This is a genomic window from Euzebyella saccharophila, from assembly GCF_014855495.1.
In the GTDB taxonomy this organism is placed as follows: domain Bacteria; phylum Bacteroidota; class Bacteroidia; order Flavobacteriales; family Flavobacteriaceae; genus Euzebyella; species Euzebyella saccharophila.
On the sequence record NZ_JACYFJ010000009.1, the window covers coordinates 44,256 to 71,196 of the forward strand.

The following is a 26,941-nucleotide window of genomic DNA, read 5'->3' on the forward strand; positions in this document are numbered from 1 at the left end:
TAAAAAGTTAAACACTTTCAACTTTTTCTATACCCGTGGGCTTTCTATACCTATGGAACGGTTGCTTTAAAAGCCCTTTGATACTTGAATTTTCTACTTCATCCGGAAAGGTATCCACACCATAAACAATCGCATCCCTATCATATTGCATATACGTACCAAAAATACGGTCCCAAATAGAGAAAATATTTCCGTAATTACTATCTGTAAAAGGCAATTTATAATGATGGTGTACCTTGTGCATGTCTGGTGAAACAAAAACGTAACTAATCAATTTGTCCACTTTTTTAGGAAGTTTAATATTGGCGTGACCAAATTGCGATGCCACTAAGGACAAGGATTGATACAACATTACTATGCCAATGGGGGTACCCACCAAAAAGACACCTAACAATGTAAACATGAAACGGATAACACTCTCTAAAGGGTGATGCCTGTTAGCGGTAGTCGTATCTACATTATGGTCTGTATGATGCACCAAATGAATCATCCAAAGGGATTTTACTTTATGCTCCGTTAAATGGGCAAGATAGGCTCCAATAAAGTCAAGAAATAAAACCCCTAGTAGCACGTAAGCCCACAAAGGCATTTCTGGCAGCCAGTTGATGATACCAAATTCATTACTGACCGTCCAATCGGCCGTTTTTAAAAGTAGAAATGCCAATGCGAAATTGACGATGATGGTGGTGAGAGTAAAAAAGAAATTGGGAAGTGCATGGTTCCATTTTTTATAGGAAAACCTCACCAAGGGCACTGCACCTTCCAAAACCCAAAAAAAAGTAATGCCCCCTACTAAAATTAAAGATCGGTGCAAGGACGGAATGGTCTCAAAATAGTTGATTAGCGTTTCCATTTGTTCAATAACAATTTATGAATTCAATTACTTCCTTTTAAATATACGAAACCTAAACCAATAGGTAAGGTCTTAACATCCGCATTAAAAATTGGACTAATTTTGCAGTTGGCACTAATTTTAAAAACGAATTATGAAATGGATATTTCTTATAATTGCCGGACTTTTTGAGGTGGCCTTCGCCGCCTGTTTGGGAAAAGCAAAGGAGGAATCTGGTGCTATTGCCACTTATTGGTACTTGGGATTTTTGGTGTGCCTCACCATTAGCATGGTACTCTTGGTAAAGGTCACCCAAGTTTTACCTATTGGGACCGCGTATGCCGTTTGGACGGGAATTGGAGCAGTGGGCACTGTTTTGGTTGGCATTTTCCTTTTTAAGGAACCTGCCTCCTTTTGGAGACTTTTCTTTTTAACTACCCTGATTACCTCAATTGTAGGCCTTAAATGGGTATCCCAATAAGACATTCTATTCCTTAACTTCTCTAATGGGAATCCAAACCTCCTCTTCAGAATCAGGATGGTTGTTTTTGTATTTTTCCCCGAGAAGTTCAAAATGCGGGCGGTCATCCAATTCATAACCAGAATTTGGCAACCAACCCTTAAATATGGCATTCATAGTTTTTGGAAACCCAGAAGGCGGTCCTTTATGAACAAAAACAGCATACTGCCCAGCTGGCAATATCATCGTTTCAAAATCATCGTTCTCAAAATCGCTCACCTCAACAGCCGCCCATTTCACAAATTCCGTGGTAGGTGAAAAAACTGACTCCGGTTTTGATTTGGGATATACTTGTAGCGAATATAGGGAAGTACCGATCATGTTCTTTACCAAGCGTTTTTTTTGCATAAATCCGCTCCATAGCTCAAAAGTCCTGTTGTTTTTCAAACTCATGCTTAGGGAATGGCCAACCAATTTTTTCTGGCTCAAAAATTCAATTCTAGGTTGCATAGTGAATTATTTCTGGGGTAAACGTTCTTTCATGGCTTCCACAATATTAAAAGCCGCCGGACAGATGGCTACATTTTTCATGGTAAGATGTGCTATTTGTTGAAATTTTTTCCTGTCCGTATGGGGAAACTCTCGGCAAGCTTTTGGCCGTACATCGTAAATGGAACAATAATTATCCGCACCTAAAAAAGGACAAGGCAGCTGTTGCAGCACATAGTCATTATCCTCATCAATCTTTAAATAGCTATCGATAAAGACTTGCGGCTTTTGCTTAAAGGACTTTGCAATTCTTTCTATATCGGCATTGGTAAAAAGAGGTCCGGTGGTCTTACAGCAATTGGCGCAATCTAAACAATCCGTTCGCTCAAACTCCTCTTCATGAAGTTCTTGCATTACGTAATCAAGATTTTTAGGAGGTCGCTTTTTAAGTTTGGCAAAAAACTTTCTGTTTTCTGTCATCTTTTCCCTAGCCTTTTGAGGAAGTTGCTTCAAGATTTTCTCCATCTACCTAAAAATTAAGACAAAACTAAACAAGAAATATTTAAATAGTCCATTTTTGCATTTGAAACGGCAGACATGACGAAAGATATACTTGGTCAAGCACTACTTGATTATCAAAACGAAAATTATTCTGAGGATATCACCACCTACTCTCCTACGTTGGACGAGGAAGATGTAATGCCACTTCCTTATTTGTTCAGGGATTATTCCCAAATGCCTCAATTGGAGAAGAAAGCCCTTCGACTTTGCAAAGGAAAAGTTCTGGATATTGGCGCGGGATCAGGGAGCCATAGTTTGTATCTACAGGAAAAAAAAGTAGACGTAACTGCTCTGGACAATTCTTCAGGAGCAATTGAAACCTGCCGGCTACGAGGAGTTGAAAAAACCATCCTCCAACCCATTTTAGAGTATTCAGGAGAAACTTACGACACCCTATTACTTCTTATGAACGGAATTGGCCTAGCGGGCCGAGCTGCCAATTTAAATACGTTTTTAAAGCACCTTACATCGTTATTAAAACCCAATGGTCAAATTTTATTGGATTCTAGCGATATCATTTATATGTTCGAAGAAGATGAAGACGGCGGTGTTTGGGTTCCCAATACCGGTAACTATTACGGAGAGGTAGATTTTCAAATGACCTACAAAGAACAGAAAGGAAAAACCTTTAATTGGCTCTATCTAGATTACAAAAGCCTTGAAAATGCCGCAGAACTGGCGGGCTTAAGCTGTGAGATGGTTTTGGAGGGGGAACATTATGATTATCTGGCACGATTATGGAAGGATTCCTCCAAATGACCGTCTAACCTAAGGTGGGCCTAATGACAAAACGTATGAAAAATTCATTCTTAGTTCTTCTCAGTATGGTATTCTGCCTTATACAAGGCTGTTCAGATAATTCCTTGGACGTAACCAATGACCCCTCGGAACCTAAAGCGGTGGACAAGACGGCAAACTTGCAAAGCACGGGAGATTCCGCCAATGATATTTTAAGCAATTCGTCCTTTTCCAAATTAAAAATCGAAATAGCCTATGTAGAAGGGTTTGGTCCTACCCAAGAAGCTATAGACGGATTTATTTCCTATCTCAAAGAGCGTACGTTCAAGGAAGAAATAGAAGTAGAATATGCATCTTTGAGCTCCCCAGATGAAGAAAGTCTTACGCTTGAGGAAATTATAGAATTGGAAAACCAAAACAGAACGGTTTACAATGACGGGAACACCCTAGGGATATATATTTATTTTTCTGATGCCCCAGCGGAGGGGGATGACTTGGAGGAAGGATTGGTTACCTTGGGAGCCGTTTACAGAAATACTTCCATGATCATACACGAAGCCACGGTAAGAAGATTGGCCGATCAAAGCTTCTTTATCTCTGATGCCGATGTAGAACTCACTACTTTGAACCATGAATTTGGGCATCTATTTGGACTGGTAAATTTAGGCTCGGATATGGTCAATGACCATGAAGACGTAAAACTAGACGAAAACGGAGAACAGGAAATAGATAGAAATGGGAATCCCGTAGGCAATAATCACTGCTCTGTTGATGGTTGCCTTATGCGTGCCGAACTTCAATTTGGAAGGTCAACGAGCAAAGGAAATTTACTTGTTCCAGAACATATATTGGACCATAAAGTAACGTGTAGGCTTAACGGAAATACCGTAATGCATTTATTGGAAAGTAAATCTGCCAAGGACCTTATCGTCGCTCCAGAACTTGACACACAGTGTCTATTGGATTTGGCCAATAACGGCGGTAGGTAAACCCTACGGAATATTTAGATATTTATGGGTCTGAAGAGACACCTTCCATTTAGGGTTGGCCATTACATAATCCACAATTAAAGGCACTACTTTATCCCGTACGCTCCATTCTGGCTGTAAGTAAAGAATGCAGTCCACATTTACTTTCGCTGCCTGTTCTTCTGCAAAAATCAAATCGTGTTTGTTATAGACAATCACTTTTAATTCATGCGCCACATCATAAATACGCTCCTCCGGTAATTTATTTTTTTTGGGAGAAAGACAGATCCAGTCCCAAGTACCGGTTAAGGGGTAGGCCCCTGAAGTTTCTATGTGCGTACTAAGATTTTTCTCCTTGAGAGCACTGGTTAGCGGATCCATATTCCAAGTCAAAGGCTCCCCTCCTGTTACGACAATGGTGTTGGAATATTTGGCGGCATTTTCCACTATGTCATTAATTGCCGTTGGAGGATGCGTACCTGCATTCCAACTTTCCTTTACATCACACCAATGACAACCTACATCACAGCCCCCAACCCTTATAAAATAAGCAGCCGTACCTTTATGATATCCTTCTCCTTGAATAGTATAAAACTCCTCCATTAAAGGCAACATTAGGCCTTTATCTACTTCCCTTAAAACTTCCTCTTCAACCATTTGGCAAAGATAGTGCTTGTTGGCAGCAAAACCCAAAAAATAGAATTTGCAATTACCTGCATCTCAATAAATGCGCAAACGCAACTGCCAATTTGTAATTTCACTTCAGCCAAAAGAAGCAAAATTCCCTTATTTTTACCCAAAATTCTATCTCATGGCCACCAAAGAAGATTTTTTCAACCATATAGAAAAAGGGTATACTACCAAAGGGGAACACATAGTTATGGGCGCTGCCATGCTCAATGGCGAGGCGGTTACCAACGCACATGTTAAAGTACCCCTAAAAACTATGAACCGCCATGGTTTGATTGCTGGCGCCACGGGTACCGGTAAGACCAAGACACTTCAGGTTTTGGCAGAAAACCTTTCTGATAAGGGGGTGCCGGTCTTGTTGATGGATCTTAAGGGAGATTTAAGTGGCATTGCGCAAGCAAGTGAGGGTCATCCCAAGATAGACGAACGCCATGCCAAAATAGGATTGCCTTTTGAGCCTAAGTCCTTTCCGGTAGAGATACTATCACTCTCAGAACAAGATGGTGTCAAGTTAAGGGCTACGGTATCAGAATTCGGCCCAGTATTACTCTCCAGAATCCTTGACCTGACCGTGACACAGGAAGGCATAGTGGCCGTAGTTTTTAAGTATTGTGATGATAACAAGTTGCCTTTATTGGATCTTAAGGATTTTAAAAAAGTACTCCAATATGCTACGGGAGAAGGAAAAGCGGAGTTTGCTAAAGATTACGGAAGAATCTCCAGCAGTTCTACCGGAGCCATCCTGAGAAAAATTATTGAACTGGAACAACAAGGAGCTGAACTTTTTTTTGGAGAAAAGTCTTTTGAAGTGGATGACCTTACCCGCGTAGATGAGAATGGTAGGGGCTACATTAATATAATCCGTCTGACGGATATACAGGACAGGCCCAAACTGTTTTCTACCTTTATGTTAAGCTTGTTGGCAGAAATATATGGAACCTTTCCTGAACAAGGAGACAGTGATAGACCAGAACTTATTCTTTTTATAGACGAGGCCCATCTCATTTTCAACGAAGCCTCCAAAGCGCTTTTAGAGCAAATTGAAAGTATTGTAAAATTGATTCGTTCAAAAGGTATCGGACTCTATTTTGTTACCCAAAACCCTACTGATGTGCCCGATGCGGTACTCTCTCAATTGGGGTTAAAGGTGCAACATGCCCTGCGTGCCTTTACGGCCAAAGACCGCAAAGCTATCAAGTTAACCGCCGAAAACTATCCTGATTCGGAGTATTATGACACCAAAGAAGTGCTTACTTCATTGGGAATTGGAGAGGCATTGGTAAGTGCCTTGGATGAAAAAGGAAGACCTACTCCGCTCGCTGCCACCTTACTTAGAGCCCCCATGAGCCGAATGGATGTTCTTACAGACACTGAATTGAAAGACTTGATTTCCTCCTCAAAATTGGTAAAAAAATATGGGGACATCATAGACCGTGAAAGTGCTTACGAAATATTGAACGAGAAAATTGAAAAAGCCGAAGCAGAGGCAGAAAAGGAAAAAGCCAAACCAAGGACAAGAGCTAGAAAAAGCTCCTATACCAGACAAAACCCCGTTATCAAGGTATTGACAAGCGCCACGTTTATTAGAGGCGTTTTAGGAGTGCTTAAAAAGGTTATCAGGTAAGAATTATTGGTTCAGAAAAAATTTATAAAAGTTTTATATGAGATATATTATTTTGATCAGCGCTTTGCTTTTAGGACTTTCAAGCTGCCAAACTGAAAAAGACACTACTTTTTTGGTATCCAAGGATGCCGTAGGTAAACTTGAACGTATTAGCCTAGCAAGGGATATTGAAATTATCTACGAAAATGACTCGATTGTTAAAGATTCAACGGTCATTAATACCTCCAACAATAGCAAAAAAATAAAGGTTTTTGAAAAAGGTGGAAAGCATCTATTGACCCTCACTCCTAGCTCGGATAGCATCCCTACCATTGAGAATATTCGCATTGAGGACAAACGCTATGTTACGGAAAAGGGAATAGGATTATTGAGCACCTTTAAGGATATTAAGGACAACTACACTATTAGGAAAGTGATTACCTCCATGAACAACGTGGTCATTTTGCTAAAGGATAGCGATGTTTATTTTACCATAAGCAAGGAGGAGCTTCCGTCAAGTTTAAGGTATGCTTCGAGCGTCAACATTGAGGCGGTTCAAATACCTGATGATGCCAAAATCAAGTATATGATGGTCGCCTGGGAGTAGTTAGGCTCTATTATAAAACCCTTCAAAACGAAGTAAACGAAGTAAAAGAATCCTTTCCCCATTGAACAAACTTATTCCAAAGATTTACGGTCAATATTTCAATTTTTTGGCACTTTTTTCAAAACGAAGGGCGGCCTTGGCCACCTTTGAGGTTTTTAGTAAAGTGCGCAAGGGCCGGGTGCTACCTCAACAAAAAACCTATTTAGAGGAGGCCAAGGACCAGATTTTAGAAATTGAAAATCATACTATCCAAACCTACCAATGGTCAGGAAAAAGAGAGACCGTACTTTTAGTACACGGTTGGGAAAGCAATACTTTTAGATGGCGCAACTTGATTGCCAAATTGAAAGATGCAGATTACAACATTGTAGCCTTTGATGCACCAGGGCATGGAAATTCATCAGGAAAGAACCTACACTTACCTTTGTATATCAACTGTATTCAAGCCATGGTTGATGAATACGCACCAGCTCACGTGATAGCGCATTCCTTTGGTGGAATGGCCCTACTTTTCAATGAATATCTGCGACCTAGCGACTATATTGAAAAAATGGTCACCATCGGCTCGCCTTCAGAATTTCGGGAATTACTTGGCCATTATCAAAAATTGGTAGGATTTAACAATCGGGTGCTATCCGCTTTCGAAGATTACATAAGAGAACGGTTTGGAATGGAAGTGGATAATTTTTCGTCCTCTAAATTTGTAGCCAATAATCATAAAAAAGGATTGTTGCTACATGACAGATTAGATATTTTAGCACCATTTCATGCTTCGGAAAAAGTTCATGCCCATTGGAAAGGAAGTCGGTTTATAAAAACTAAGGGGTTGGGACATTCCATGCATCAGCCTCATATAAATGAATATATTGTCCATTTTTTGGAAGATAAGCCTATAATTGAAAAGCATTAGCCTACCTCTACTACCCTCTCTCTATGTTCCAGGCCCCATTCTATCATGGAGTCCATAACGGCGAGTATTTTTTTTCCGCTCTCCGTTAGGTGATATTCGATACGAACCGGAGTTGTGTTAAAGACCTTCCGTTCTACCACGCCGTTCAGCTCCAACTCTTTTAATTCCTTACTTAGCATTCTGGGGGTAATCTTTCCTATATTTTCCTGCAAGTCCTTAAAGCGATGAATTCCATACAAAAGGGAAGCAATTATGGGCATTTTCCACTTTCCACTAATAACATTTAGCGTATCGTTAACCGCCAAAACGTATTGCCTAGGGCATTTCTTCACTTCTAACAATTCTTTTAAATCACTCATTTACAGATATTAAAATATAACTATACAAAAGTATACCAATACTTTTTAGTAATCAACTATACTTTGTATACCAAAAGTAATAATTTTGTTTCATATAAATTGAATTTTTGTAATTATGATACTAGTAACCGGATCAACAGGATCTTTTGGCTCTTTAGTGATTGAGCATTTAATTGACAAAGGAATAAACAAAAGTGATATTGCCGCCTTGGTGCGTGATGAAGAAAAAGCATCCAAGGTGTTACCCAAAGGCATTAAATTTAGAAAAGGTAACTATAATGACTACCGCACCTTGGTAGAAGCTTTTAAAGATGTAGACCAACTCATGTTTGTTTCCGGTAGTGAAGTTGCAACAAGGGAGGCGCAACATAAAAATGTGGTCAATGCTGCAAAGGAGGCTGGCGTAGGGCACGTGGTATACACCTCTTTTATGAGGAATGACGAGATTAAAAACTCCGGAATAGCATTCTTGCAGGACACGCATATTAAAACTGAAAATTGGATCAAGGAAAGTGGTATTACGTACACAATAATCCAGAATGCCTTGTATGCCGATATGCTTCCGATGTTCATAGGGGAAAAAGCGATTGAAAACAGCCTTATTGTTCAACCAGCACAAGATGGTAAAATAAGTGCATTACTGCGTACCGAAATGGCAGAAGCTGCCGCTGAAGTCCTTACAACCAATGGCCATGAGAATACCACTTATGTTTTGTCCAATCCTGATGTAGTGTCGTATATGGATATAGCTCAAATACTATCGGACATCACAGGGAAGGAAATTAAATATCAATCCCCAACGGTAGCCGATTTTGAAAAAGCCTTAAAAGACAAAAATGTTCCAGATGAGTACATTGGGCTTTTCGTAGGGTTCTCCATAGCCCAAGCTCAAGGGGAGTTAGCACTTCAAGACGCTAGTCTTGAACAACTTTTAGGTCGTAAACCCATAACAATTAGAGAAACTTTGACAAAGATATATGGTTAAATGAAGCGAAAAGCTTTTATTAGAGCATTGGGATTATCCATTTTAAGTACACCAAGCATGACAACATTGAAGGAACTGGAAAAATTTTCCAGTAATTTAAAAAATACCTCCCTCATGCCCGCTTTATTTTTGGGTCATGGTTCGCCCATGAACGGGATTGAAGACAATGAGTTTGTAAGGGAGTTTAAAAAACTGGGGCAACAGCTGGATAAACCCAATGCTATAATAGTTGTATCTGCCCACTGGGAGACTTTTGGCACAAAAGTAACAGCAATGGAAAACCCTCCAACCATTCATGATTTTGGTGGTTTTCCTAAAGAACTTTATGAGGTGCAATATCCTGCCCCCGGAAACCCAAAATTGGCGAAGGATATTTCGCAAATGCTCCATCCAAATTATGAGGTAACCTTAGACCATCGTTGGGGACTTGACCACGGTTCCTGGACGGTAGTCAAGCACATTTTTCCTAATGCAGATGTGCCCATTATTCAACTAAGTCTCAATAAATCCTATACACCAAAGGATCATTTTCAATTGGCACAACAATTACAAAAGTTGAGAAGCAAAGGTGTATTGATTGTTGGCAGTGGTAATATGGTTCATAATCTTAGACAGGTAGCTTGGGACAAAATTTCTGAGAATTATGGGTACGATTGGGCCTTAGAGGCCAGGAATAAAATGAATCAATGGATTTTAGATGGCAATTCTGAGGAACTTATAAATTATAGGAGTCACGGTAAAGCCTTTGATTTGGCAATTCCTACACCAGAACATTTCCTCCCCCTACTCTATACCCTTGGACTTAGAAATGAGAAGGATGAAGTTTCCCTGTTTAATGATGTACCCTTGGCAGGATCCCTAAGTATGACTTCTGTGAAGCTCTCACACGAATAAAAGTAAGACCCTAAAAAAGTATCTTGCGAGCTTTTAAACTTTTGATGTATGGTTAAAATAGAGGAGGCCGCCATCCAGGATTGTCAAAAACTAATAGCTTTGGGAAAAAGCACCTTTTCAACCTCTCATGGGCACAGCGCCGCACCCCAAAATATTCAAGAATATATGGATGCTAATTTCACAGTGACTAAATTACTTCCTGAACTTTTGGATAAAAATTGTATTTATTCCCTTATTTACATGGATGATTCTCTAGCGGGATACTCTAAAATCACACTAAATGCAACCCATCTCCAGATAAATTCCTCACAAGCAACCAAATTGGATCGGCTGTATCTAGACCAAAATTTTTACGGTAAAGACCTTGGTAAAAAATTGATGCACCATAACTTTCGACTATCCCAAGAAAAGCAACAATTGGGGATGTGGCTTTATGTTTGGAAGGAAAACAAACGGGCCGTCAACTTTTATCAAAAAATGGATTTTAAGATTGTAGGGGAAGACGATTTTAGGATAACGGACACTCACAGTAATCCTAATTTTATAATGTACCGGGAATATTGAATCCTAAAGAAAGTATAAATAAACTATAAGTATTTGGAATATATATTCCAATTTATATATTTGCATCGTGAACAAAAAAGATAGCATATTACAAGCCGCTTTAAAGTTACTGACCTCCAACGGTCTACATGCTACCCCTATGTCCGCTATTGCCAAAGAGGCCGGAACGGGTATGGGTACCATCTATAATTATTACCCAACCAAGGAGGTACTGATCAATGAAATCTATGTGGATATCAAACAACAAGAAGAGGCACTTTTTGACCACTTTAATTCAGAACTACCAACTAAGACCCAATTTGAGACGTATTTTGAGAACACCGTAGATTTCTTTCTCCAGAACCCGCTATACTTTAAGTTTATGGAGCAATTGCACGCCTCACCAATTATTACCAATGATAGCAGAACTGTTGGCCGAAATGCGGTTGAAAGCGTGGTACAGCTTATTGATTCGGGCAAAAACGATAGAATTATAAAGAACATCAATACCAGTGAAATTTTACAATTTGTAGGAGGAGCCATTCTGTCCTACTTACGCTGGTATTTATCCGATAATAACAATCAAGGAAATTCCCGCTCCTTGAAAAATTTAACAAGCATGGTTTGGGACGCCATTAAAGAATAAACAAAAAAATTTATTCCAATATTGGAATGAACATTCACTCTATTATATCAATATGAAAAAGAACATCTTAATTACCGGAACCTCTACAGGAGTTGGCTACGAAGCCACCCTATTATTCGCAAAAAATGATTTTAAAGTTTACGCTACCATGCGAAACCTTGACAAATCAACCCCCTTAAAAGAAGCTATCGCAGCAGAAAACTTAGATATTGAATTACTTCCCCTTGATGTTTCCGACAATGAAACCATTCTTAAGGCAGTAAATACCATCCTCGAAAAAGACGGCAAAATAGATTTCTTACTTAATAATGCCGGAGCAGGATTTGCTAAAACCTTGGAACAGTCAACCTTGGAAGAAATTGATTGGGTGACCGATGTGAACTACACCGGAGTTGTACGTACAACCAAAGCGGTACTACCCCATATGAGGGAGGCACGCTCTGGCCATATCATTAATGTTACTTCGGTAGGCGGACTTATCGGACAGCCTTTCAACGAGGCCTATTGCGCCGCCAAATTTGCCGTTGAAGGTTTTACCGAGGCACTTGCCACTTACGTATCAAAAGCATTTAACGTAAAATTCAGTATGGTTGAACCAGGCGGTATTTCTACGGAATTTATGACCAACGCTGTATCAAAAACAGCTAATGATAAAGGCGAGTTTGTTACGGGAGAGTATGCGCCCATCTTTCAGAAATATTTGGAAGGTGCTTAAAATCGTGCCGAAACAGGGGAAGCATCTCCTTACCAAACCGGAAAGGAAGTGGCAGAAATCATTTTAAATGTAGCACTTTCGGAAAATCCTCCATTGCGTATCAGAACGTCTAAGTGGGCTGAGGATTTCACCCAGTTAAAAACCCAAGCCGATCCAGATGGAAGTAAGTTAGTCGCACAAATTCAAGCAACTATTAGTTAATGGGCAATCTAGCTTTCTGGATAACCACAGGTTTCCTTTCCCTATTTTTGGTACTTAGCTCTTACTCTTATGTATTTAGTCCCAATACCATTGAAGGTATTAGAGACCTCGGGTTTCCTGATTACTTTAGATGGCAACTGGCCATTTTAAAGCTCGCGGCAGCGCTCATCATTCTTCTGCCAAATTTGCCATGGACCCTCAAGGAATGGGGCTACGCCGGAATTAGTTTCTTTATAATCACCGCTTTAGTGGCCCATGTTGCGCACAAAGATTCTGTACAGATTTCCATTAGTTTGATCATCCTGCTACTCACAACAATAGCATCTTATGTATTGGCAAAAGGGCTGCTTTAAACCATTATGCAGCTTGCGTAATTTCTGTTTACACAAGCTGCATTATTTTTATATTTAAAGCAAAGCTCAAAAAATGGATATTAAGCCAATTTTCTTCCTATTACTGCTAAGTTTTTCGACCAGCTTCGGACAAATTTTGAAAAAAGAAATTCCCGACAAACTGGTGGTGCTTACGTTTGATGACGCCCCGGCCAGCCACTATTCCCACGTAGCTCCCTTACTTAAAGAATACGGGTTTGGCGCCACTTTCTTTGTTTGTGAATTCCCTCCAAATTATAAGGATAGTACGCTTTATATGAATTGGCGCCAAATGAAGGAATTGCACCAAATGGGGTTTGAGATTGCCAACCATACTAGAACACATGCCAACGTTTCTAAACTGTCCAAAGACTCATTTTTTAACGAGCTTAGCTATATTGAAGATAAATGCGATAGCCTACAAATAAATACTCCCTTAAATTTTGCGTATCCCGGTTATGGTTTGGATGAAGAAGTTTTAGACCACTTGGCGAATAAAAACTATCGTTTTGCACGGGCCGGTGGCAAACGAACTTACAATCCGCTGGAAGACCATCCTTATCTTATTCCCAGTTGGGCTCCGGATGCTCACAATGAGGAAGAAATTATGGAGGCGATAGAAAGCGCCAAAAACGGCCATATCACCGTGCTCACATTTCATGGTGTTCCCGATTTGGAACATCCTTGGGTAACCGTACCAGAAGAGCTTTTTAAGAAGTATATGGATTTTCTGAAGGAAAACGAGTATCAAGTACTTTCCTTAATTGCTTTGGAAGCATTCATTAGCGTTCAGGAAGCCCACCATAAACTTAAACCTGATTTTTCCAAACGCCTAAAAAACTAAATATGCAGCAAATTTCTCCTTTCCATATTGCCATACCCGTTCACAACCTTAAAGAATGCCGGAAATTCTACGGTCAAATACTCAACTGTATGGAAGGCCGAAGTAGCGAGCTTTGGGTAGATTTCAATCTCTTTGGTCACCAATTGGTCATACATTACAAACCAAAATCTGCATCGGAAGAGTTGCACCACAATCCCGTAGATGGGCATGATGTGCCCGTTCCCCATTATGGCGTAGTACTCCCATGGGAAGAGTTTGAAAATTTTGCGGATAACCTCAAACAAAAAAAGGTTCAATTTATCATTGAACCCTACATACGTTTTAAAGGGCAACCCGGTGAACAGGCTACCATGTTCTTTTTAGACCCGGCCGGGAACGCCTTGGAATTCAAGGCGTTTAAAAATATGGACCAGCTTTTTGCCAAATAACTTATTGAGACCAAGAAGTGGGTACTCTGTCCCAACGGTGTTTTTTAAGCTCCTGAACCAATTCTGAGGGTAACGGAGTACCGTCACTGGTAGCGGTATTGGCCAAAACATTCCGCTGCTTGCGCATTCCCGGTATGGTTGTACTCACCGTTTTGTTCTCCAATATAAAACGCAAGGCCATTTCCGCCATCGTCATTCCTTCCGGTATAATAGGACGCAGGGCATCGGCATGTTCCACACTACTATTTAAATTTTCAGGAACGAAATAAGTCCCTCTCCAATCCCCTTCGGGAAAAACGGTATCCTTCGTAAGATTTCCTGTAAGTGTCCCCTCATCAAAAGGCACCCGTGCGATTACGGCAATGTCCTTTTCCTCACAAAGTGGAAAAAGTCTATCCTCAGGATTTTGATCAAAAATATTATAGATGACCTGCACGGCATCAATGAGGCCGGTTTCCAAAGCTTTTATTCCGTTTTCGGGCTCCCAGCGGTTTACACTGATTCCCATAGCGGCAATTTTACCGTCCTTTTTTAAATCTTCTATAGCCCGTTGCCATTCTTCTCGATGAGACCAACCGTCATCCCACGTATGAAACTGCATTAAGTCAATACGCTCTATCCCTAGATTGACAAGCGTCTTTTCCGTATACTCTACAATATGGTTGACCGGATACGAATCTTCATAGGTATATTCCGGTTTTGCCGGCCATTGAAAATTTTTAGGCGGTATTTTACTGGCCGTGTATATTTTCTCTTTGGAATGTCTTCTCACCAACTGTCCCAAAAGCTCTTCGCTATGTCCTTCGCCATAACCCCAGGCCGTGTCAAAAAAATTGACCCCATTTTCTACGGCTAGGTCCAAGGACTTGGCCGATTGAATATCGTCCGATTCTTTCCAGCCTGCCATTCCCCACATACCGTAGCCAATTTCACTAACCTGCCAGTCGGTTCTCCCAAACCTTCTATATTTCATAATTGTGTTTTTTAAAGTTGAATATTGTTTGAGGCGGAACAAAAAAGAACCCGCATCTTATTGAAGTGGTAATTTACAAATGAAATTGACCAATTTAAGATGCGGGCCCTAAAAATTGAAATCTGTTTAGAAATCCCTATACTCGTCGCCTAAATATTGATTGGCTTCCTCTTCTGAAAATTTAGCCGCTTCGGCATCCCAATGCAAGGTCTGGTTCGGGAATCTACCCGCAATCACACCTAACAGAATGGTTTCCGTTAAACGGGAAGCATACGAGAATGGAGCCGATGTTTCACCTTTTCCTAAACAGGCATCTACAAACTGGTGGTAGTGCTTAGGACCTTCAGACTCATAATTTCTCACTGGCTCACCCAAGCCGAACTTTTGAGAGACCTCAGCGATCTCATCTGAAATATCAACATATTTGCCTCGAACAATTTTCTTAGGTAATTGCATGAAATGAGGAAGTAATAAACGTCCCTTTTTACCAATGAACATAGCGCCTTGGTCCGGTAATTGACCTTCACCAGCCACACCGGCATCCAAAGAAATTTTGTCCTCGACACTATCGGATTTTTGTTTTTTTCCTGCAGTCGGCTTTGCACCTGGTAGAATCAAATCTTCGTGGGCAGGGGGCATTCCCGGTCCGTCATACCAAATCCATTTCAGATTTTTGGCAGTATACTCGGTTCCAGGAAATTCATAAGTAACCGTATTGTTCTCTGGGTAACCAAAACCATTTGGTTCCCTACATTCATTTTTGATGGTCAACGGCACATCTAAGTTCAATGCATTATAAGGGGTATCAAAAATATGAACGCCCATATCGCCCAATGTTCCACATCCGTAATCTAAAAGTTTACGCCAGTTACCCGGGTGGTAATAGCCTTCTTTATAAGGGCGTTTTTTAGAAGTACCCAACCAAAGGTTCCAATCCAGTTGTGGTGGTACCGGGTCTTCACCTTCGGGCTCAGGACCATTGTACCCCCAAGATTTTGGAGACCAAGCATGTACCGTATGCACCTTCCCGATGATTCCGGATTGAATCAAGTGGGTGGCCAATCTATAATCGTAGAAAGAATGTACCTGAATACCCATTTGGGTAACCAAATTCTTCTCTTTGGCCAGTTGGTTCATTTTTCGGGATTCTTCCACGTAATGGGTCAAAGGTTTTTGACAATAAACGGGTTTGTCCATTTCCATGGCCATAATCGAAGCTGGTGCATGTGTATGGTCGGGTGTCGATACGATAACGGCATCAATCTGCTCGCCCATTTCTACCAGCATAGTTCTATAATCGAAAAACACGCGGGCCCCAGGGTGCAATTTATGGGCTTTGGCCAGGTTAATTGAGTCCACATCGCATAGTGCCACAACATCAACTGATTTGTGGGACGATATGGCCTCTAAGTCGGCAGCTCCCATATTACCCACGCCAATATGTGCCGTTCTCAATTTTTTGTTGGGGCCAAACGCCCACGTTGCATTTGGTAAAAGCGCAAATGACGATACCGCCGCCGCACTTTTTAAAAATTCTCTTTTGTTCATTAGAGTAGTTTAGTATGGTTTATAATTTTCTTAGCTTGATATTTTTTAACCAAAGCGGACTGTCGTGATCCTGAAATCCGATATAGCCCGACTTAAAAGTACCGTATTTTGGTGAATCTTTCCATTTGCCCTCACTTTTACGCTTCTCCCAATCTTCGCTCCATGGCACAAAAGACAGTAATTTTTTTCCGTTGAGCCAGTGCTCTACTTTTTCAGGCGTAAAAATGACCCTAGAAGTATTCCACTCCCCTGCCGGTTTGGTTATTTTTTGGGAAACGTCAGGCACATGCATCGCATAATCCGCTCCCGTTTTTTGCCATTCTTCCAATTTTGCATTATTGATAGCCTCCCAGCCCAAATCATCCAACATTTGATATTCGGGAGATATTTCGGGCATTCCCCAATTACCTTCCTTTACGTGATATAACATTCCACTATTTCCTCCTTCGGGTATTTTCCACTCCCAAGCAAGCTCAAAATTATCAAACTCCTCAGCGGCATAAATAATATCATTTCCTCCTTTTCTATTGGCCTCGGTCCTTTTTTCGGTATCAAAGGTCAACACACCATCTTCAATTACCCATTGTGGTGGTAAGTCCTCGCCGTTATAGGAACGCCACCCGTCTGTAGTTGTTCCGTCAAATAAATAAATCCACTCATCCTCGGATGGGCTGGTTTCTTCTTGCGCCACCTCATTAGTGGACGTTTCATTTTTTTTCTCTGTTTTACAGGAAAAAAGAAGAACGGAAATTGATAAAATGGTACAAATTTTCTTCATGGTCATTTAGTTAATTTAGGTTTTAAGATATATTATAGTAGTAAATTTCTGTAATTTATTCTGTGTGTACGAACACTTTTTTAATTTAAAAAATACAAATTCTTCAATTAAAGGGTATGAAAGATAGTAATATTACGAAGACTAAAATAAATAGATTTTAAATCTTATCCCATGCCTATTTTTGCTCTTTCCCCTACAATTTTGTCCTGTAGACCAGCTTAACTACCTCCCTGACCTTTTGATTTTTTAAAGATAAGAGGTTTACTGCGGATTATTGGCTTTGATGGAACCTATCGCCAAAAATAAAAGGAACGCCAGGCCCAAATACCCCATAAGCCTATAGGAACCAAAGGTGCTAAAACAAAAACTGAAAATGGAAGGCGCCAGGGCACTTGCCAAAATTAAAAAGGACATTACCTTACCCGTTATTGCACCCAAATGGGTGCGACCATAAAAGCGTGGCCACACAATAGCGTTCAGTACAGCAAAAAAACCTCCCAAGATTCCGAATCCGCCAATTAGCAATGGTACACCAAAGGCGGTGGACAAAAACAAAAAACCAACGGAAGCCATTAAGCCTCCTAGAATCATTAGATATAAATACAGCTTTAACTGTAGGTAATCACTTAAAAAGTTAAAAATGGAAGAAATGGTTACCGCGACTACCGATGCCGGTAAGAATATGGAAATTGCATCCTCTTTAGGAAAGCCTTCACTTGCAAAAACGGATACCACATGAAAGGTAAGACCGGTTATAAAAAAGCTATTAAAGGCTAAAATAAGGGCGTACATCCAGAAAGCACGCGTACCTTGAGCCTCTTTTACTGTATATTGATGAGCCAAGGGAACGTGTTTCTTTTCTTCTTCCGAATCCACATTAGAACCATCTGGAGATAAGCCGTGCTCCTCTGGATTGTTCTTATAAAACTGTAGTGCAATTAAACTGAATACTAAAAGACCTGCTGCCAAAAACTGCCAAGCCGTTTGCCAGCTAAATCCCTCAATTAGTGCATTTACCCATAAAGGCGATGACGAGAATCCAAAAGAAATGGCGACACTACTAATGGCGTTTACCTTGCCCCTATTCTTATCGAACCAAATCATGATTACATTTCTTGAGGCCATTGTCAATACGCCTTGACCAGAAAACCTAAGGATAAAAAAGAGCACGGTCATCAACAAAAAGGGAATCCACCAGGTATTCAAACTAAGTAAAGCCTTTAAAAATTCACTCATCTGAACAGACCAAGAACATAACATCAATGCTAAAGAAAGGGTCAAAGCGGCAAAGAAGGCTACATAGCGCGCGCCATAGACATCAAACCATTTTCCCGCCCTTCCAATCACTAAGGAGCTACAAATGGTACCGATCATATAGGCATTGCTAAACTGGTTTCGGGTAAGGCCCAAGGCGTCTTTTACCGGGTCTGTAAAAACCGAAACACCAATAGTCTGGCCCGGTATGCTACAATAAATTCCAAAAGTACCTACTACGAGAATGATATATCCATAGAAAAAAGGACTTTTAGCAGGATCTATGAATGAAAAACGGTTGGTGGCAGCCATAATAAGAAAGGCGCAAGGTACGCTAAATTAAATCAGAATGTGGGTTAAGAAATAGTTGTCTGCTTTTATAAATACGGAAATGGACTTTTGTACGTTAATAGAACAGTGGATTTATAAAGCAGTCGTCATGAGAAAAATTTTAGCAGCGAGCTTCATCCTTTTGGCTATTATTGCCATGGGAAGTTGCAGTATTGATGATAGCAATGACATTGAGATTATTAAACCTGGGGACACGGTCATTACCGGTAACGGAATGGCCTACCAAGTTAAACTTCAATAAAAAAGGGAGCTCGCGCTCCCTTTTTTCTATGCTTTTTTATTATGTCTAGCCCTTGCCAACAAAGTGTTTTTTAATAACATGGCAATGGTCATTGGTCCAACTCCACCTGGAACGGGCGTTATAAAGGATGCTTTCTTTTCAACATTTTCAAAATCGACATCCCCGGTAATATAATACCCTCTTTTTTGGGTTTCGTCCGGTACACGGGTAATTCCTACATCAATAATGACGGCACCTTCCTTTATCATACTTTCTTTCAAGAATTTAGGCACTCCCAAAGCGGAAACCACGATATCTGCCTGCTTGGTCAATTCTTCGATATTTCTGGTACGACTATGGGTCAAGGTTACCGTACTATTGGCCGCCTCCCCCTTTTGACTCATCAAAATACTGATAGGTCTTCCTACTATATGGCTTCGGCCAATGACTACCACATTTTTACCTTCGGTATCTACCTTATAGCGCTTTAAAAGCTCCATGATACCAAAGGGTGTAGCAGGAATAAACGATTCCATATCCAAGGCCATTTTACCAAAATTTACCGGGTGAAAACCATCCACATCCTTTTCAGGATCTACGGCCATCAAAACCTTTTCTTCGTTAATATGCTTTGGTAAGGGAAGCTGAACAATGTAGCCGTCAATATCTGGATTGGCATTTAACTCCTCCACTTTTTTCAGTAATTCTTCTTCGGTAGTTTCCTCTGGAAGGTGAATTAAAGTGGATTCAAAACCTATCTTTTCACAGGAACGAACTTTACTTCCTACGTAGGTAAGACTGGCACCGTCATTTCCGACCAAAACGGCCGCTAGATGTGGCACTTTTTCTCCACGTTCCTTCATTTGGGCCACTTCAACAGCTATTTCTTCTTTGATATCATTTGATATCTTCTTGCCATCTAAGATTTTCATAGTATTCTTTGGTGATTAATTCTTTAGGATAGGTCCTTAATTTCTTCCAAGGGCCCCACCCATCATTTGCATCATTTTCTTACCGCCGCCTCCTTGCATCATTTTCATCATTTTGCTCATTTGGTCAAATTGTTTTAACAATTGGTTGACCTCTTGAACCTGTCTTCCGCTTCCTTTGGCAATACGTTTTTTACGGCTATGATTTAATTTTGAAGGATTGGCCCTTTCATCTGGGGTCATGGAGTGAATAATGGCTTCAATATGCTTAAAGGCATCATCATCAATATCAATACCCTTGAGTGCTTTGCCCATACCGGGAATCATCCCCATTAAGTCCTTCATGTTCCCCATTTTCTTGATTTGCTGAATTTGGGAAAGGAAATCATCAAAGCCAAACTTGTTCTTGGCAATTTTCTTTTGGATTTTACGAGCCTCTTCTTCATCAAACTGCTCTTGGGCACGTTCCACAAGGGACACCACATCGCCCATACCCAAAATTCTATCGGCCATACGGGAAGGGTAGAAAACATCTATCGCCTCCATTTTCTCACCGGTACCAATAAATTTTATGGGTTTATCTACGACCGATTTAATGGAAATGGCCGCACCCCCACGGGTATCACCATCCAATTTGGTAAGGATAACCCCATCAAAATTCAATACGTCGTTAAAGGCCTTGGCTGTATTTACCGCATCTTGACCCGTCATGGAATCGACCACAAAAAGAGTTTCCTGCGGTTGAATAGCCGAATGGATATTGGAGATTTCGGTCATCATGGCCTCATCAACCGCTAAACGACCCGCGGTATCAATGATCACTACATTAAAACCTTCTGCTTTCGCTTTATCTATACCGGCTTTTGCAATGGCAACGGGATCATTGTTCTCCCTATCGGAATAGACCTCAACGCCAATTTGATCCCCAACCACATGTAACTGGTCAATAGCCGCCGGACGGTACACATCACAAGCAACCAATAAAGGCTTTTTAGTCTTCTTGGTCTTAAGGTAATTGGCCAACTTACCGGAAAAGGTAGTTTTACCAGAACCTTGAAGACCAGACATTAAGATAACCGAAGGCGTACCCGAAAGGTTGATCCCTTCGCTTTCGCCTCCCATTAACTGCGTAAGCTCGTCCTTTACAATCTTAACCATCAACTGGCCCGGTTGCAAAGTGGTCAATACATCTTGACCCAAGGCTTTTTCCTTTACCCTATTGGTAAATTCTTTGGCAATCTTAAAATTAACATCCGCATCCAAAAGGGCTCTACGTACCTCTTTGGTTGTTTCTGCCACATTTATTTCAGTGATTTGCCCATGCCCACGGAGGGTGTGCAAGGCCTTATCGAGTTTTTCGCTTAAATTATCGAACATGTTTCATGTACATTTTTGAAGAATTGCAAATTTAATAATTAGAAAGGGAATGAGAGGGTTTTTACGTTAAAAATAAGCCCGTAACACCCTGTTAGCTTTCACTATTAAATAAAAAAGCACCTATCCGTAGATAGGCGCTTTTTGTTTGTGGGGCAACTTCCAGAATCGACATCTGGAATCTCTTACTCTTCACAGTTTTTGTGAAGCACTATAATTTCTTCTCCGCGGCTTAATTTATAACTGTCCAGCCCACAATCTAAAACTTTCCATTCACCAATATAATTGGCCAACGTTTTACTGAGTTGGCTAATGACAACCACATTTCCGGTAACGGACCAACTACCTTCGTCCACGACCGTGCCATTGGCATTTTCCACATAGAGACCTCCATCTGTGGTAAAGTTTAACGCCAGTTCTTCAAAAAACGTATTATCTTCATTTAAAATGGTCCATTTACAATCACTAAGCCCTTTGGTTATTTGTTCCTCCGAACAGGTATCTGGCCTGTACTCACAGTCCTTTTCCAAAGTTAACTTGTTCTCTTCCCCTACATTTTTCAGTCTAATTTTTCCCGGTATTATTTCATAGACCCACCAAGCTCCGTTATAATCGGATTTCTCTTCAAAATGAATGGAAAGTTGCACCTTTCCTTCTATCATTTTCACCGCCCACTCTCCTTCAATTTCGTACCCATAAGCAGCTTGAGTAAGTACCTTCCCATCTTGCAAAAAGGTAAAGTGATGGCTTTCTACGTATTGGGTAGCTCCTGAATTGGAGGTGGTATATCTAGACACGGCCCAGGGACAAAATAGTAAGACTTCCTCAAGATCAGCTTGGGAAAAATCATCATCATTATGATCTATATCATCGTCTTCATCACAAAGACCTCTCCCCTGTTCTATCGCATTGGCCAATTCGCTATTGGAATTTACTGAAATGCTAGTGCTATCGGCATAATGTAACTGTATTGGAAATTCAATACTTAAAAGGTCCTCATCAGACAATCCCGCAATGAATCGGCGGAACTCTACATCTGCATTAACTTCAAGGGTATTGGTCAGTTGAAAATTGGGATTGTAAGTAAATAAGGTTAATGGATATGCGATATCCACACATTCCAAATCATCATCGGTACCTCCCTCCAAACATTGTTCTGCCAACGAATTCAACTGGTCTCCGTCTTCAATGGTCAGCTGTGTATAATCTGCCATGGTAAGAGTAACAGGAAAAATCAATTGCCTAACAAATTCCTTGTCCTCTAAGAGGTCCAAGGCTTCTTCTACCGTTTTTAAATCCTCATAAGAATTAACGGTTATCATTTTCTCCCCAATCTTAATTTTATAAGGAAAATTGACATCAAAACAACTGGCTCCATCAATAATATTGTCATAGGAACCGTCATTAGCCACCATATTCTTCAAAAGACTTACCTCTTCATTTTCCATGGTCAAAGTCAATTCCCGATCAATACTTTCCTCTAGGGGCTCCTCCTCTTGGCAGGAGACCAAAAACATCGTCACACCCAGTAGGAAGGCCATGAACGACAGGTTAACAATTCTTTTCATCTTGATTTGGATTTCTTTATTTACTAAATGAAACAACGTTTAAATAAAATACCCTACTTGAGCAATTTGTAAAAATTAAAATATCTTTGATCAAAACCACCTACCCTTGGATACTGAAAAAACCGATAACGTTTGTAATGAGCAGGTGTATAGCGATATCTTTAAAGCTAATTCCAAAACGATTTACAACTATATATATTATAAGTTTGGAAATGAGGAAAAAGCATATGATGCCGTGCAAGAGGCTTTTGTAAAGCTATGGGAAAATTGTGGAAAGGTGACGCCTGCAAGGGCCAAATCTTTTGTTTACACGGTTGCCAAAAATCTTTATCTGAATGTAATCAAGGCCGAAAAGGTACGGCTAAAATATGCGGACAAATCTTTAAAGACCTCCAATGAGACCCCTGAATTTCTTTTAGAGGAAGAAGAATTTAGAAATAAACTGGATGCCGCCCTTAACGATTTACCAGAAAACCAACGGACAACATTTTTACTCAATCGTATAGATGGTAAAAAATACGCCGAAATTGCCGAGATGGAAGGTGTTGGAATCAAAGCAATCGAAAAAAGAATGCACTTGGCCTTAAAATCGCTTCGTGAAAAAATTGATGGTATTTAAACACTAAAAAGCCTTAGGTAGGGTTTTTATATAGTTAATTGTTATACAGCATATAAGCTACCCCCAAATGCAAGAAAATTATTTAGCAAAATGGTTAAACGGTGAGCTCACCGAGGCAGAACTGCTGGAATTCAAAAAATCCAGTGAGTATGAAGCCTATGTGCGTATTGCCGAAACCTCCCAAAAGCTGGAAGCCCCCATATACGATGAGGAGAAAGCTTTTGAAGCCCTAAAGAACAGACAGCTTTTAGAAGAGCCCAAGGTGGTAAAACTTCAGCCATTTAAAGCTTTTCTTCGCGTAGCGGCAGTAGCTGCCATTCTAATGATAGGTGCATTTTTCTATTTACAGAACCTAGACGAAAGTATATCCACAGGAATTGCAGAAAACAAGGAGATAAGGCTTCCGGACAATTCGGAAGTCATTCTAAATGCCGATTCCCAAATTACTTATGACGAAGGAAACTGGCAAAAAGAAAGAGATTTGAAACTAAACGGTGAAGCATTCTTCAAAGTGGCCAAGGGCGAGCGCTTTACCGTGCATACGGAGCAAGGTAAGGTCTCCGTTTTGGGGACCCAGTTTAATGTAAGACAACGGTCCAAACTATTTATAGTAGATTGTTTTGAAGGCTTGGTTCAAGTAGATTTTGATGGCAAAACCAAGAAACTGTCCAAAGGCATGTCCCTTTCATTAATTGATGGCCAGCTCTTGGAAACAGATAACCTAGAACATGTAAAACCCGCATGGCTTGCAAAAGAAAGCAGCTTTAAAAGTGTACCCCTTAAATACGTCTTTGAAGAGTTTGGGAGACAGTATAATATGGAAGTAGCTACCAAAAATGTAGATACCCAAAAATTGTTTACCGGTACTTTTAGCAATACCAATAAAGAACTTGCCTTAAAAAGCATAAGTGTACCTTCACAAATAAAGTTTAAATTAGAGGGCGGCAAAGTGCTCTTCTATGGCGAATAAAATTTGGTTATCCTTTCTTTTTTGCCTTAGCTTTCTTTTACCCCCCTTTATCTCTGCACAAGAAGGTGAACAGCGGTTATTGTTACGTGAATACTTGCTAAAGCTGGAAGACAGATATAAGGTAAAGTTTAGCTATGCAGATGAGCAACTGGACGAAATTTACATCGCAATCCCACCTTCCCAAGAATTATATACCATTTTAAAATTTATTGAAGTTGAAACTCAGCTGCAGATTGAAAAGCTGAGTGAAAGATATTACGCCATTGCCCTTAATGACCGTTTACAGATCTGTGCTACCGTGCTTGACAATTTTGAGCGCAACACGGTAATGGGTGCCACGATAGAGGTTCTTGGAGGTTCTAAAAATTTAATTACCGATGAAAACGGATTCTTTTCTATAATGGATGTTCCCAAGGATGCCGCTTTGCGAATCTCCTATTTGGGTTACCGTAACCTGATAGTCAAAGCGTCCGAACTTACCGGAAAACAGCCGTGCAAGACCCTTTTATTAGCGCAATTTTACCAACAGTTGGAAGAGGTAACGGTCTACGAATTCTTAACCAAAGGTCTGGTAAAGCAAGATGATGGCAGCATACGTATGAACAGCGAGGAATTTAGCGTGCTACCGGGCCTACTAGAACCCGATGTGCTACAAACGGTACAGGCACTTCCGGGAATTGAAAGTATTGACGAAACCGTATCGGACATTAATATTAGGGGCGGCAGCAATGACCAAAACCTTATTTTGTGGGACGGAATAAAAATGTACCAATCCGGACATTTTTTCGGGCTGATATCGGCCTTTAATCCCTATTTGACAGATAAGGTCTCACTTATTAAAAACGGTACCAGTAGCACCTATGGCGATGGGGTAAGTGGTATTGTAGATATCCAGACCAAGAACAGTCTATCCAGAGATTTTTATGGCGGAGCCGGATTCAATTTAATTGGTGCCGATGCTTACGGACATTTGCCCCTCACCAACAAATTAGGGTTGCAGTTTTCTGCCCGTAGGTCCCTAACGGATGTGGTCAATACCCCTACCTACGAAAAGTTCTTTACCCGAGTTTTTGATGAGAACGAAGTATCGCAAGATGGAAACTTTTATTTTTATGATGTTACCGGAAAATTATTGTACGACCTTACCGAGGACCAAAAATTACGCTTCAGTTTCATTAATATTCACAATACCTTGGACTACTCAGAAACTGAAATGGAATCTGGAGATACCTCCCAAAGTTCATTGGACCAATACAACTATTCCGTTGGATTAAATTTGGAAAGCGGATGGACCGATCAATTTTCATCCCATCTCAATGCCTATTTCACCAATTATGAACTGGGAGCCAGAAATATAACCTCTAACGGATTGCAGGTACTTTTCCAAAACAACGAGGTACAAGAACTAAGTGCCAAGCTTCATACACAATTCCAAACCAGCGATTTCTTTCAATGGCATAACGGGTATCAATTTACCGAAACGGCCATTGGCAACCAGACAGATGTTTCCCAACCTCCCTTTGCAAGCAATGAGCGTAATGTAGTACGGAAACATGCCCTTTTCACAGAGGTAGTTTGGGAACCGGAAAATGAGAAGCTGTTCTTGCGGGGCGGATTAAGGTTCAATTTATTAGAGAACCCCAACAGTTTTAATGAAAGTATTATAGAGCCACGTTTGAGCTTTAACTATGCCCTTGGAAAAGATTTTAACCTTCAAGTATTGGGAGAATTTAAAAGTCAGGCTACCAACCAGATACTGGATTTGGAGCAAAACTTTCTAGGTATTGAAAAACGAAGGTGGATCGTTTCCGATGGAGAAACCCTGCCCGTTACCAAAAGCAAACAAGCTTCCGTAGGGCTCAATTATGATACCAAAAACCTCTACATGGGACTGGAAGGGTTTTATAAACTAGTAGATGGCATCAGCACTGCAACTCAAGGTTTTCAAAATCAAAATCAATTTAATGGTGAAATTGGGGAGTACGAGGTAAAGGGTGTGGAATTTTTGGTGAATGCCAAAACGGACATTTTCAGCCTTTGGGCCAGTTATACCTACAACCTCAACAATTATACTTTTGGCACATATATTCCGCCCAACTTCCCTAATAATTTGGATATTAGACATACGGCAAGCCTTGCCGGCACGTATACCGTTAACCGATTGAAGTTAGGTATTGGCCTTAACTACCGTAGCGGAAGGCCCTTCACCCAACCGGACGCCGAAAACCCAGTGGACACCACTTTTTTCCCAAATAGAATAAATTATAACAAACCCAACAGTAGTAGATTAAAAGAATATCTTAGGGCCGATGCCTCGGCAATTTATAATTTTCAACTTACTAAGGGCATAAAAGCATCAGCAGGGGTATCCGTACTCAATTTTACAGGCAGGAAAAACATTCTAAACACGTATTATCAGTTAAACAGCGATGACGAGATTGAAACTATTACCACCACATCTTTGGGCATAACACCAAATGCAAGTATTAGGATCCGGTTTTGATGACTTCGGT

Annotated in this window: 31 protein-coding genes; 19 read left to right on the forward strand and 12 right to left on the reverse strand. The window is 40.5% G+C overall.

Translation table 11 applies throughout. From position 1 onward, the window contains the following. Nucleotides 1-7: 7 nt before the first annotated feature. Nucleotides 8-853, reverse strand: a complete 846-nt coding sequence (locus tag IL355_RS18550) for a sterol desaturase family protein (protein WP_192463590.1) — start codon at nucleotides 851-853, stop codon at nucleotides 8-10. Nucleotides 854-986: 133 nt separating this feature from the next. Between IL355_RS18550 and IL355_RS18555 the strand changes: the two genes are divergently transcribed. After that, a complete protein-coding gene (locus IL355_RS18555; RefSeq protein WP_192463591.1) occupies nucleotides 987-1,313 on the forward strand; it encodes a DMT family transporter in 327 nt (108 codons plus the stop codon). Between the two features lie 6 nt (nucleotides 1,314-1,319). Here the strand turns inward: IL355_RS18555 and IL355_RS18560 are convergent, their stop codons facing one another. Together IL355_RS18560 and IL355_RS18565 are read right to left on the reverse strand one after the other, a co-directional pair. Continuing rightward, on the reverse strand, nucleotides 1,320-1,802 hold the full coding sequence (locus tag IL355_RS18560; protein ID WP_192463592.1) for a GyrI-like domain-containing protein: 483 nt from the start codon (nucleotides 1,800-1,802) through the stop codon (nucleotides 1,320-1,322). A 6-nt stretch (nucleotides 1,803-1,808) separates the two neighbouring features. Continuing rightward, nucleotides 1,809-2,306 carry a YkgJ family cysteine cluster protein gene (locus IL355_RS18565; RefSeq protein ID WP_192463593.1) on the reverse strand — a complete coding sequence of 166 codons (498 nt, stop codon included), beginning with the start codon at nucleotides 2,304-2,306 and terminating at the stop codon, nucleotides 1,809-1,811. Nucleotides 2,307-2,378: 72 nt separating this feature from the next. On the opposite strand from IL355_RS18565, the gene IL355_RS18570 reads away from it, so the two are divergent. Both IL355_RS18570 and IL355_RS18575 read left to right on the forward strand, forming a co-directional pair. After that, nucleotides 2,379-3,101 (forward strand): class I SAM-dependent methyltransferase, encoded by a 723-nt coding sequence (locus IL355_RS18570; RefSeq protein WP_192463594.1) that lies wholly within the window; start codon nucleotides 2,379-2,381, stop codon nucleotides 3,099-3,101. Nucleotides 3,102-3,136: 35 nt separating this feature from the next. Continuing rightward, complete coding sequence (locus tag IL355_RS18575; protein WP_192463595.1) at nucleotides 3,137-4,069, forward strand: hypothetical protein; 933 nt, start codon at nucleotides 3,137-3,139, stop codon at nucleotides 4,067-4,069. A 3-nt stretch (nucleotides 4,070-4,072) separates the two neighbouring features. On the opposite strand, the gene IL355_RS18580 is transcribed toward IL355_RS18575, so the two are convergent. Then, a complete protein-coding gene (locus tag IL355_RS18580; protein WP_192463627.1) occupies nucleotides 4,073-4,705 on the reverse strand; it encodes a 7-carboxy-7-deazaguanine synthase QueE in 633 nt (210 codons plus the stop codon). 154 nt (nucleotides 4,706-4,859) lie between these two features. Between IL355_RS18580 and IL355_RS18585 the strand changes: the two genes are divergently transcribed. The 3 genes from IL355_RS18585 (at nucleotide 4,860) to IL355_RS18595 (ending at nucleotide 7,858) form a co-directional block, all read left to right on the forward strand. Further along, nucleotides 4,860-6,362, forward strand: coding sequence for a helicase HerA-like domain-containing protein (locus IL355_RS18585; RefSeq protein WP_192463596.1), 1,503 nt, complete (start codon nucleotides 4,860-4,862; stop codon nucleotides 6,360-6,362). 37 nt (nucleotides 6,363-6,399) lie between these two features. Then, nucleotides 6,400-6,948 (forward strand): hypothetical protein, encoded by a 549-nt coding sequence (locus tag IL355_RS18590; RefSeq protein ID WP_192463597.1) that lies wholly within the window; start codon nucleotides 6,400-6,402, stop codon nucleotides 6,946-6,948. Nucleotides 6,949-7,009: 61 nt separating this feature from the next. Then, nucleotides 7,010-7,858, forward strand: a complete 849-nt coding sequence (locus tag IL355_RS18595) for an alpha/beta fold hydrolase (protein ID WP_225621335.1) — start codon at nucleotides 7,010-7,012, stop codon at nucleotides 7,856-7,858. Here the strand turns inward: IL355_RS18595 and IL355_RS18600 are convergent. After that, nucleotides 7,855-8,217, reverse strand: a complete 363-nt coding sequence (locus tag IL355_RS18600; RefSeq protein WP_192463598.1) for a winged helix-turn-helix transcriptional regulator — start codon at nucleotides 8,215-8,217, stop codon at nucleotides 7,855-7,857. The two genes, IL355_RS18595 and IL355_RS18600, sit on opposite strands and share 4 nt — an antisense overlap. Nucleotides 8,218-8,332: 115 nt before the next feature. Between IL355_RS18600 and IL355_RS18605 the strand changes: the two genes are divergently transcribed. From IL355_RS18605 to IL355_RS18640, 9 genes are all read left to right on the forward strand, one after another. Further along, on the forward strand, nucleotides 8,333-9,202 hold the full coding sequence (locus IL355_RS18605; protein WP_192463599.1) for an SDR family oxidoreductase: 870 nt from the start codon (nucleotides 8,333-8,335) through the stop codon (nucleotides 9,200-9,202). A gap of 57 nt (nucleotides 9,203-9,259) precedes the next feature. Next, the gene (gene ygiD / locus IL355_RS18610; RefSeq protein ID WP_192463600.1) at nucleotides 9,260-10,096 is read left to right on the forward strand and encodes a 4,5-DOPA-extradiol-dioxygenase; all 837 of its coding nucleotides are present in this window, start codon (nucleotides 9,260-9,262) and stop codon (nucleotides 10,094-10,096) included. A 48-nt stretch (nucleotides 10,097-10,144) separates the two neighbouring features. Next, nucleotides 10,145-10,660 (forward strand): GNAT family N-acetyltransferase, encoded by a 516-nt coding sequence (locus IL355_RS18615; RefSeq protein ID WP_192463601.1) that lies wholly within the window; start codon nucleotides 10,145-10,147, stop codon nucleotides 10,658-10,660. Between the two features lie 67 nt (nucleotides 10,661-10,727). After that, a complete protein-coding gene (locus IL355_RS18620; protein WP_192463602.1) occupies nucleotides 10,728-11,285 on the forward strand; it encodes a TetR/AcrR family transcriptional regulator in 558 nt (185 codons plus the stop codon). A 52-nt stretch (nucleotides 11,286-11,337) separates the two neighbouring features. Further along, nucleotides 11,338-12,000, forward strand: a complete 663-nt coding sequence (locus IL355_RS18625) for an SDR family oxidoreductase (RefSeq protein WP_225621336.1) — start codon at nucleotides 11,338-11,340, stop codon at nucleotides 11,998-12,000. A 48-nt stretch (nucleotides 12,001-12,048) separates the two neighbouring features. Continuing rightward, nucleotides 12,049-12,201: a hypothetical protein gene (locus IL355_RS19275; RefSeq protein ID WP_225621337.1), complete on the forward strand. Its 153-nt coding sequence runs from the start codon at nucleotides 12,049-12,051 to the stop codon at nucleotides 12,199-12,201. Next, nucleotides 12,201-12,554: a DoxX family protein gene (locus tag IL355_RS18630; protein ID WP_192463603.1), complete on the forward strand. Its 354-nt coding sequence runs from the start codon at nucleotides 12,201-12,203 to the stop codon at nucleotides 12,552-12,554. Before IL355_RS19275 ends, IL355_RS18630 begins: the two co-directional genes overlap by 1 nt. Nucleotides 12,555-12,627: 73 nt before the next feature. Further along, the gene (locus IL355_RS18635; protein ID WP_192463604.1) at nucleotides 12,628-13,416 is read left to right on the forward strand and encodes a polysaccharide deacetylase family protein; all 789 of its coding nucleotides are present in this window, start codon (nucleotides 12,628-12,630) and stop codon (nucleotides 13,414-13,416) included. A gap of 2 nt (nucleotides 13,417-13,418) precedes the next feature. Continuing rightward, nucleotides 13,419-13,844, forward strand: a complete 426-nt coding sequence (locus tag IL355_RS18640) for a VOC family protein (protein WP_192463605.1) — start codon at nucleotides 13,419-13,421, stop codon at nucleotides 13,842-13,844. Nucleotide 13,845: 1 nt separating this feature from the next. Here the strand turns inward: IL355_RS18640 and IL355_RS18645 are convergent, their stop codons facing one another. The 4 genes from IL355_RS18645 to IL355_RS18660 all read right to left on the reverse strand — a co-directional run bounded on the left by IL355_RS18645 (nucleotide 13,846) and on the right by IL355_RS18660 (nucleotide 18,709). Further along, nucleotides 13,846-14,817 carry an aldo/keto reductase gene (locus tag IL355_RS18645; RefSeq protein ID WP_192463606.1) on the reverse strand — a complete coding sequence of 324 codons (972 nt, stop codon included), beginning with the start codon at nucleotides 14,815-14,817 and terminating at the stop codon, nucleotides 13,846-13,848. 126 nt (nucleotides 14,818-14,943) lie between these two features. Next, complete coding sequence (locus tag IL355_RS18650; RefSeq protein ID WP_192463607.1) at nucleotides 14,944-16,365, reverse strand: Gfo/Idh/MocA family protein; 1,422 nt, start codon at nucleotides 16,363-16,365, stop codon at nucleotides 14,944-14,946. A gap of 19 nt (nucleotides 16,366-16,384) precedes the next feature. Next, entirely contained in the window at nucleotides 16,385-17,143 is a 759-nt protein-coding gene (locus tag IL355_RS18655; protein ID WP_192463608.1) for a 3-keto-disaccharide hydrolase, read from the reverse strand. A gap of 261 nt (nucleotides 17,144-17,404) precedes the next feature. Continuing rightward, on the reverse strand, nucleotides 17,405-18,709 hold the full coding sequence (locus tag IL355_RS18660; protein WP_192463609.1) for an MFS transporter: 1,305 nt from the start codon (nucleotides 18,707-18,709) through the stop codon (nucleotides 17,405-17,407). Between the two features lie 127 nt (nucleotides 18,710-18,836). Between IL355_RS18660 and IL355_RS18665 the strand changes: the two genes are divergently transcribed. Beyond that, complete coding sequence (locus tag IL355_RS18665) at nucleotides 18,837-18,989, forward strand: hypothetical protein (protein WP_192463610.1); 153 nt, start codon at nucleotides 18,837-18,839, stop codon at nucleotides 18,987-18,989. 26 nt (nucleotides 18,990-19,015) lie between these two features. Here IL355_RS18665 and folD read toward each other — a convergent pair whose 3' ends face one another. The 3 genes from folD to IL355_RS18680 all read right to left on the reverse strand — a co-directional run bounded on the left by folD (nucleotide 19,016) and on the right by IL355_RS18680 (nucleotide 22,839). Beyond that, on the reverse strand, nucleotides 19,016-19,900 hold the full coding sequence (gene folD, locus IL355_RS18670) for a bifunctional methylenetetrahydrofolate dehydrogenase/methenyltetrahydrofolate cyclohydrolase FolD (RefSeq protein WP_192463611.1): 885 nt from the start codon (nucleotides 19,898-19,900) through the stop codon (nucleotides 19,016-19,018). Between the two features lie 36 nt (nucleotides 19,901-19,936). Then, entirely contained in the window at nucleotides 19,937-21,274 is a 1,338-nt protein-coding gene (gene ffh / locus IL355_RS18675; RefSeq protein ID WP_192463612.1) for a signal recognition particle protein, read from the reverse strand. Between the two features lie 182 nt (nucleotides 21,275-21,456). Next, a complete protein-coding gene (locus IL355_RS18680; RefSeq protein ID WP_192463613.1) occupies nucleotides 21,457-22,839 on the reverse strand; it encodes a hypothetical protein in 1,383 nt (460 codons plus the stop codon). A 106-nt stretch (nucleotides 22,840-22,945) separates the two neighbouring features. Between IL355_RS18680 and IL355_RS18685 the strand changes: the two genes are divergently transcribed. The 3 genes from IL355_RS18685 to IL355_RS18695 all read left to right on the forward strand — a co-directional run bounded on the left by IL355_RS18685 (nucleotide 22,946) and on the right by IL355_RS18695 (nucleotide 26,931). Continuing rightward, nucleotides 22,946-23,458: an RNA polymerase sigma factor gene (locus IL355_RS18685; RefSeq protein WP_192463614.1), complete on the forward strand. Its 513-nt coding sequence runs from the start codon at nucleotides 22,946-22,948 to the stop codon at nucleotides 23,456-23,458. A gap of 67 nt (nucleotides 23,459-23,525) precedes the next feature. Then, nucleotides 23,526-24,428, forward strand: coding sequence for a FecR family protein (locus IL355_RS18690; RefSeq protein WP_192463615.1), 903 nt, complete (start codon nucleotides 23,526-23,528; stop codon nucleotides 24,426-24,428). Continuing rightward, nucleotides 24,418-26,931: a TonB-dependent receptor gene (locus tag IL355_RS18695; protein ID WP_192463616.1), complete on the forward strand. Its 2,514-nt coding sequence runs from the start codon at nucleotides 24,418-24,420 to the stop codon at nucleotides 26,929-26,931. The genes IL355_RS18690 and IL355_RS18695 overlap by 11 nt, the downstream gene beginning before the upstream one ends. Nucleotides 26,932-26,941: the final 10 nt, after the last annotated feature.

What these genes read in the sequence shown, in the direction of transcription:
- IL355_RS18550 (WP_192463590.1), bottom strand. Translation starts at nt 853, where the DNA reads ATGGAAACGCTAATCAACTATTTTGAGACCATTCCGTCCTTGCACCGA.
- IL355_RS18555 (WP_192463591.1), top strand. Translation starts at nt 987, where the DNA reads ATGAAATGGATATTTCTTATAATTGCCGGACTTTTTGAGGTGGCCTTC.
- IL355_RS18560 (WP_192463592.1), bottom strand. Translation starts at nt 1,802, where the DNA reads ATGCAACCTAGAATTGAATTTTTGAGCCAGAAAAAATTGGTTGGCCAT.
- IL355_RS18565 (WP_192463593.1), bottom strand. Translation starts at nt 2,306, where the DNA reads ATGGAGAAAATCTTGAAGCAACTTCCTCAAAAGGCTAGGGAAAAGATG.
- IL355_RS18570 (WP_192463594.1), top strand. Translation starts at nt 2,379, where the DNA reads ATGACGAAAGATATACTTGGTCAAGCACTACTTGATTATCAAAACGAA.
- IL355_RS18575 (WP_192463595.1), top strand. Translation starts at nt 3,137, where the DNA reads ATGAAAAATTCATTCTTAGTTCTTCTCAGTATGGTATTCTGCCTTATA.
- IL355_RS18580 (WP_192463627.1), bottom strand. Translation starts at nt 4,705, where the DNA reads ATGGTTGAAGAGGAAGTTTTAAGGGAAGTAGATAAAGGCCTAATGTTG.
- IL355_RS18585 (WP_192463596.1), top strand. Translation starts at nt 4,860, where the DNA reads ATGGCCACCAAAGAAGATTTTTTCAACCATATAGAAAAAGGGTATACT.
- IL355_RS18590 (WP_192463597.1), top strand. Translation starts at nt 6,400, where the DNA reads ATGAGATATATTATTTTGATCAGCGCTTTGCTTTTAGGACTTTCAAGC.
- IL355_RS18600 (WP_192463598.1), bottom strand. Translation starts at nt 8,217, where the DNA reads ATGAGTGATTTAAAAGAATTGTTAGAAGTGAAGAAATGCCCTAGGCAA.
- IL355_RS18605 (WP_192463599.1), top strand. Translation starts at nt 8,333, where the DNA reads ATGATACTAGTAACCGGATCAACAGGATCTTTTGGCTCTTTAGTGATT.
- ygiD (WP_192463600.1), top strand. Translation starts at nt 9,260, where the DNA reads ATGACAACATTGAAGGAACTGGAAAAATTTTCCAGTAATTTAAAAAAT.
- IL355_RS18615 (WP_192463601.1), top strand. Translation starts at nt 10,145, where the DNA reads ATGGTTAAAATAGAGGAGGCCGCCATCCAGGATTGTCAAAAACTAATA.
- IL355_RS18625 (WP_225621336.1), top strand. Translation starts at nt 11,338, where the DNA reads ATGAAAAAGAACATCTTAATTACCGGAACCTCTACAGGAGTTGGCTAC.
- IL355_RS18630 (WP_192463603.1), top strand. Translation starts at nt 12,201, where the DNA reads ATGGGCAATCTAGCTTTCTGGATAACCACAGGTTTCCTTTCCCTATTT.
- IL355_RS18635 (WP_192463604.1), top strand. Translation starts at nt 12,628, where the DNA reads ATGGATATTAAGCCAATTTTCTTCCTATTACTGCTAAGTTTTTCGACC.
- IL355_RS18640 (WP_192463605.1), top strand. Translation starts at nt 13,419, where the DNA reads ATGCAGCAAATTTCTCCTTTCCATATTGCCATACCCGTTCACAACCTT.
- IL355_RS18645 (WP_192463606.1), bottom strand. Translation starts at nt 14,817, where the DNA reads ATGAAATATAGAAGGTTTGGGAGAACCGACTGGCAGGTTAGTGAAATT.
- IL355_RS18650 (WP_192463607.1), bottom strand. Translation starts at nt 16,365, where the DNA reads ATGAACAAAAGAGAATTTTTAAAAAGTGCGGCGGCGGTATCGTCATTT.
- IL355_RS18655 (WP_192463608.1), bottom strand. Translation starts at nt 17,143, where the DNA reads ATGAAGAAAATTTGTACCATTTTATCAATTTCCGTTCTTCTTTTTTCC.
- IL355_RS18660 (WP_192463609.1), bottom strand. Translation starts at nt 18,709, where the DNA reads ATGGCTGCCACCAACCGTTTTTCATTCATAGATCCTGCTAAAAGTCCT.
- IL355_RS18665 (WP_192463610.1), top strand. Translation starts at nt 18,837, where the DNA reads ATGAGAAAAATTTTAGCAGCGAGCTTCATCCTTTTGGCTATTATTGCC.
- folD (WP_192463611.1), bottom strand. Translation starts at nt 19,900, where the DNA reads ATGAAAATCTTAGATGGCAAGAAGATATCAAATGATATCAAAGAAGAA.
- ffh (WP_192463612.1), bottom strand. Translation starts at nt 21,274, where the DNA reads ATGTTCGATAATTTAAGCGAAAAACTCGATAAGGCCTTGCACACCCTC.
- IL355_RS18680 (WP_192463613.1), bottom strand. Translation starts at nt 22,839, where the DNA reads ATGAAAAGAATTGTTAACCTGTCGTTCATGGCCTTCCTACTGGGTGTG.
- IL355_RS18690 (WP_192463615.1), top strand. Translation starts at nt 23,526, where the DNA reads ATGCAAGAAAATTATTTAGCAAAATGGTTAAACGGTGAGCTCACCGAG.
- IL355_RS18695 (WP_192463616.1), top strand. Translation starts at nt 24,418, where the DNA reads ATGGCGAATAAAATTTGGTTATCCTTTCTTTTTTGCCTTAGCTTTCTT.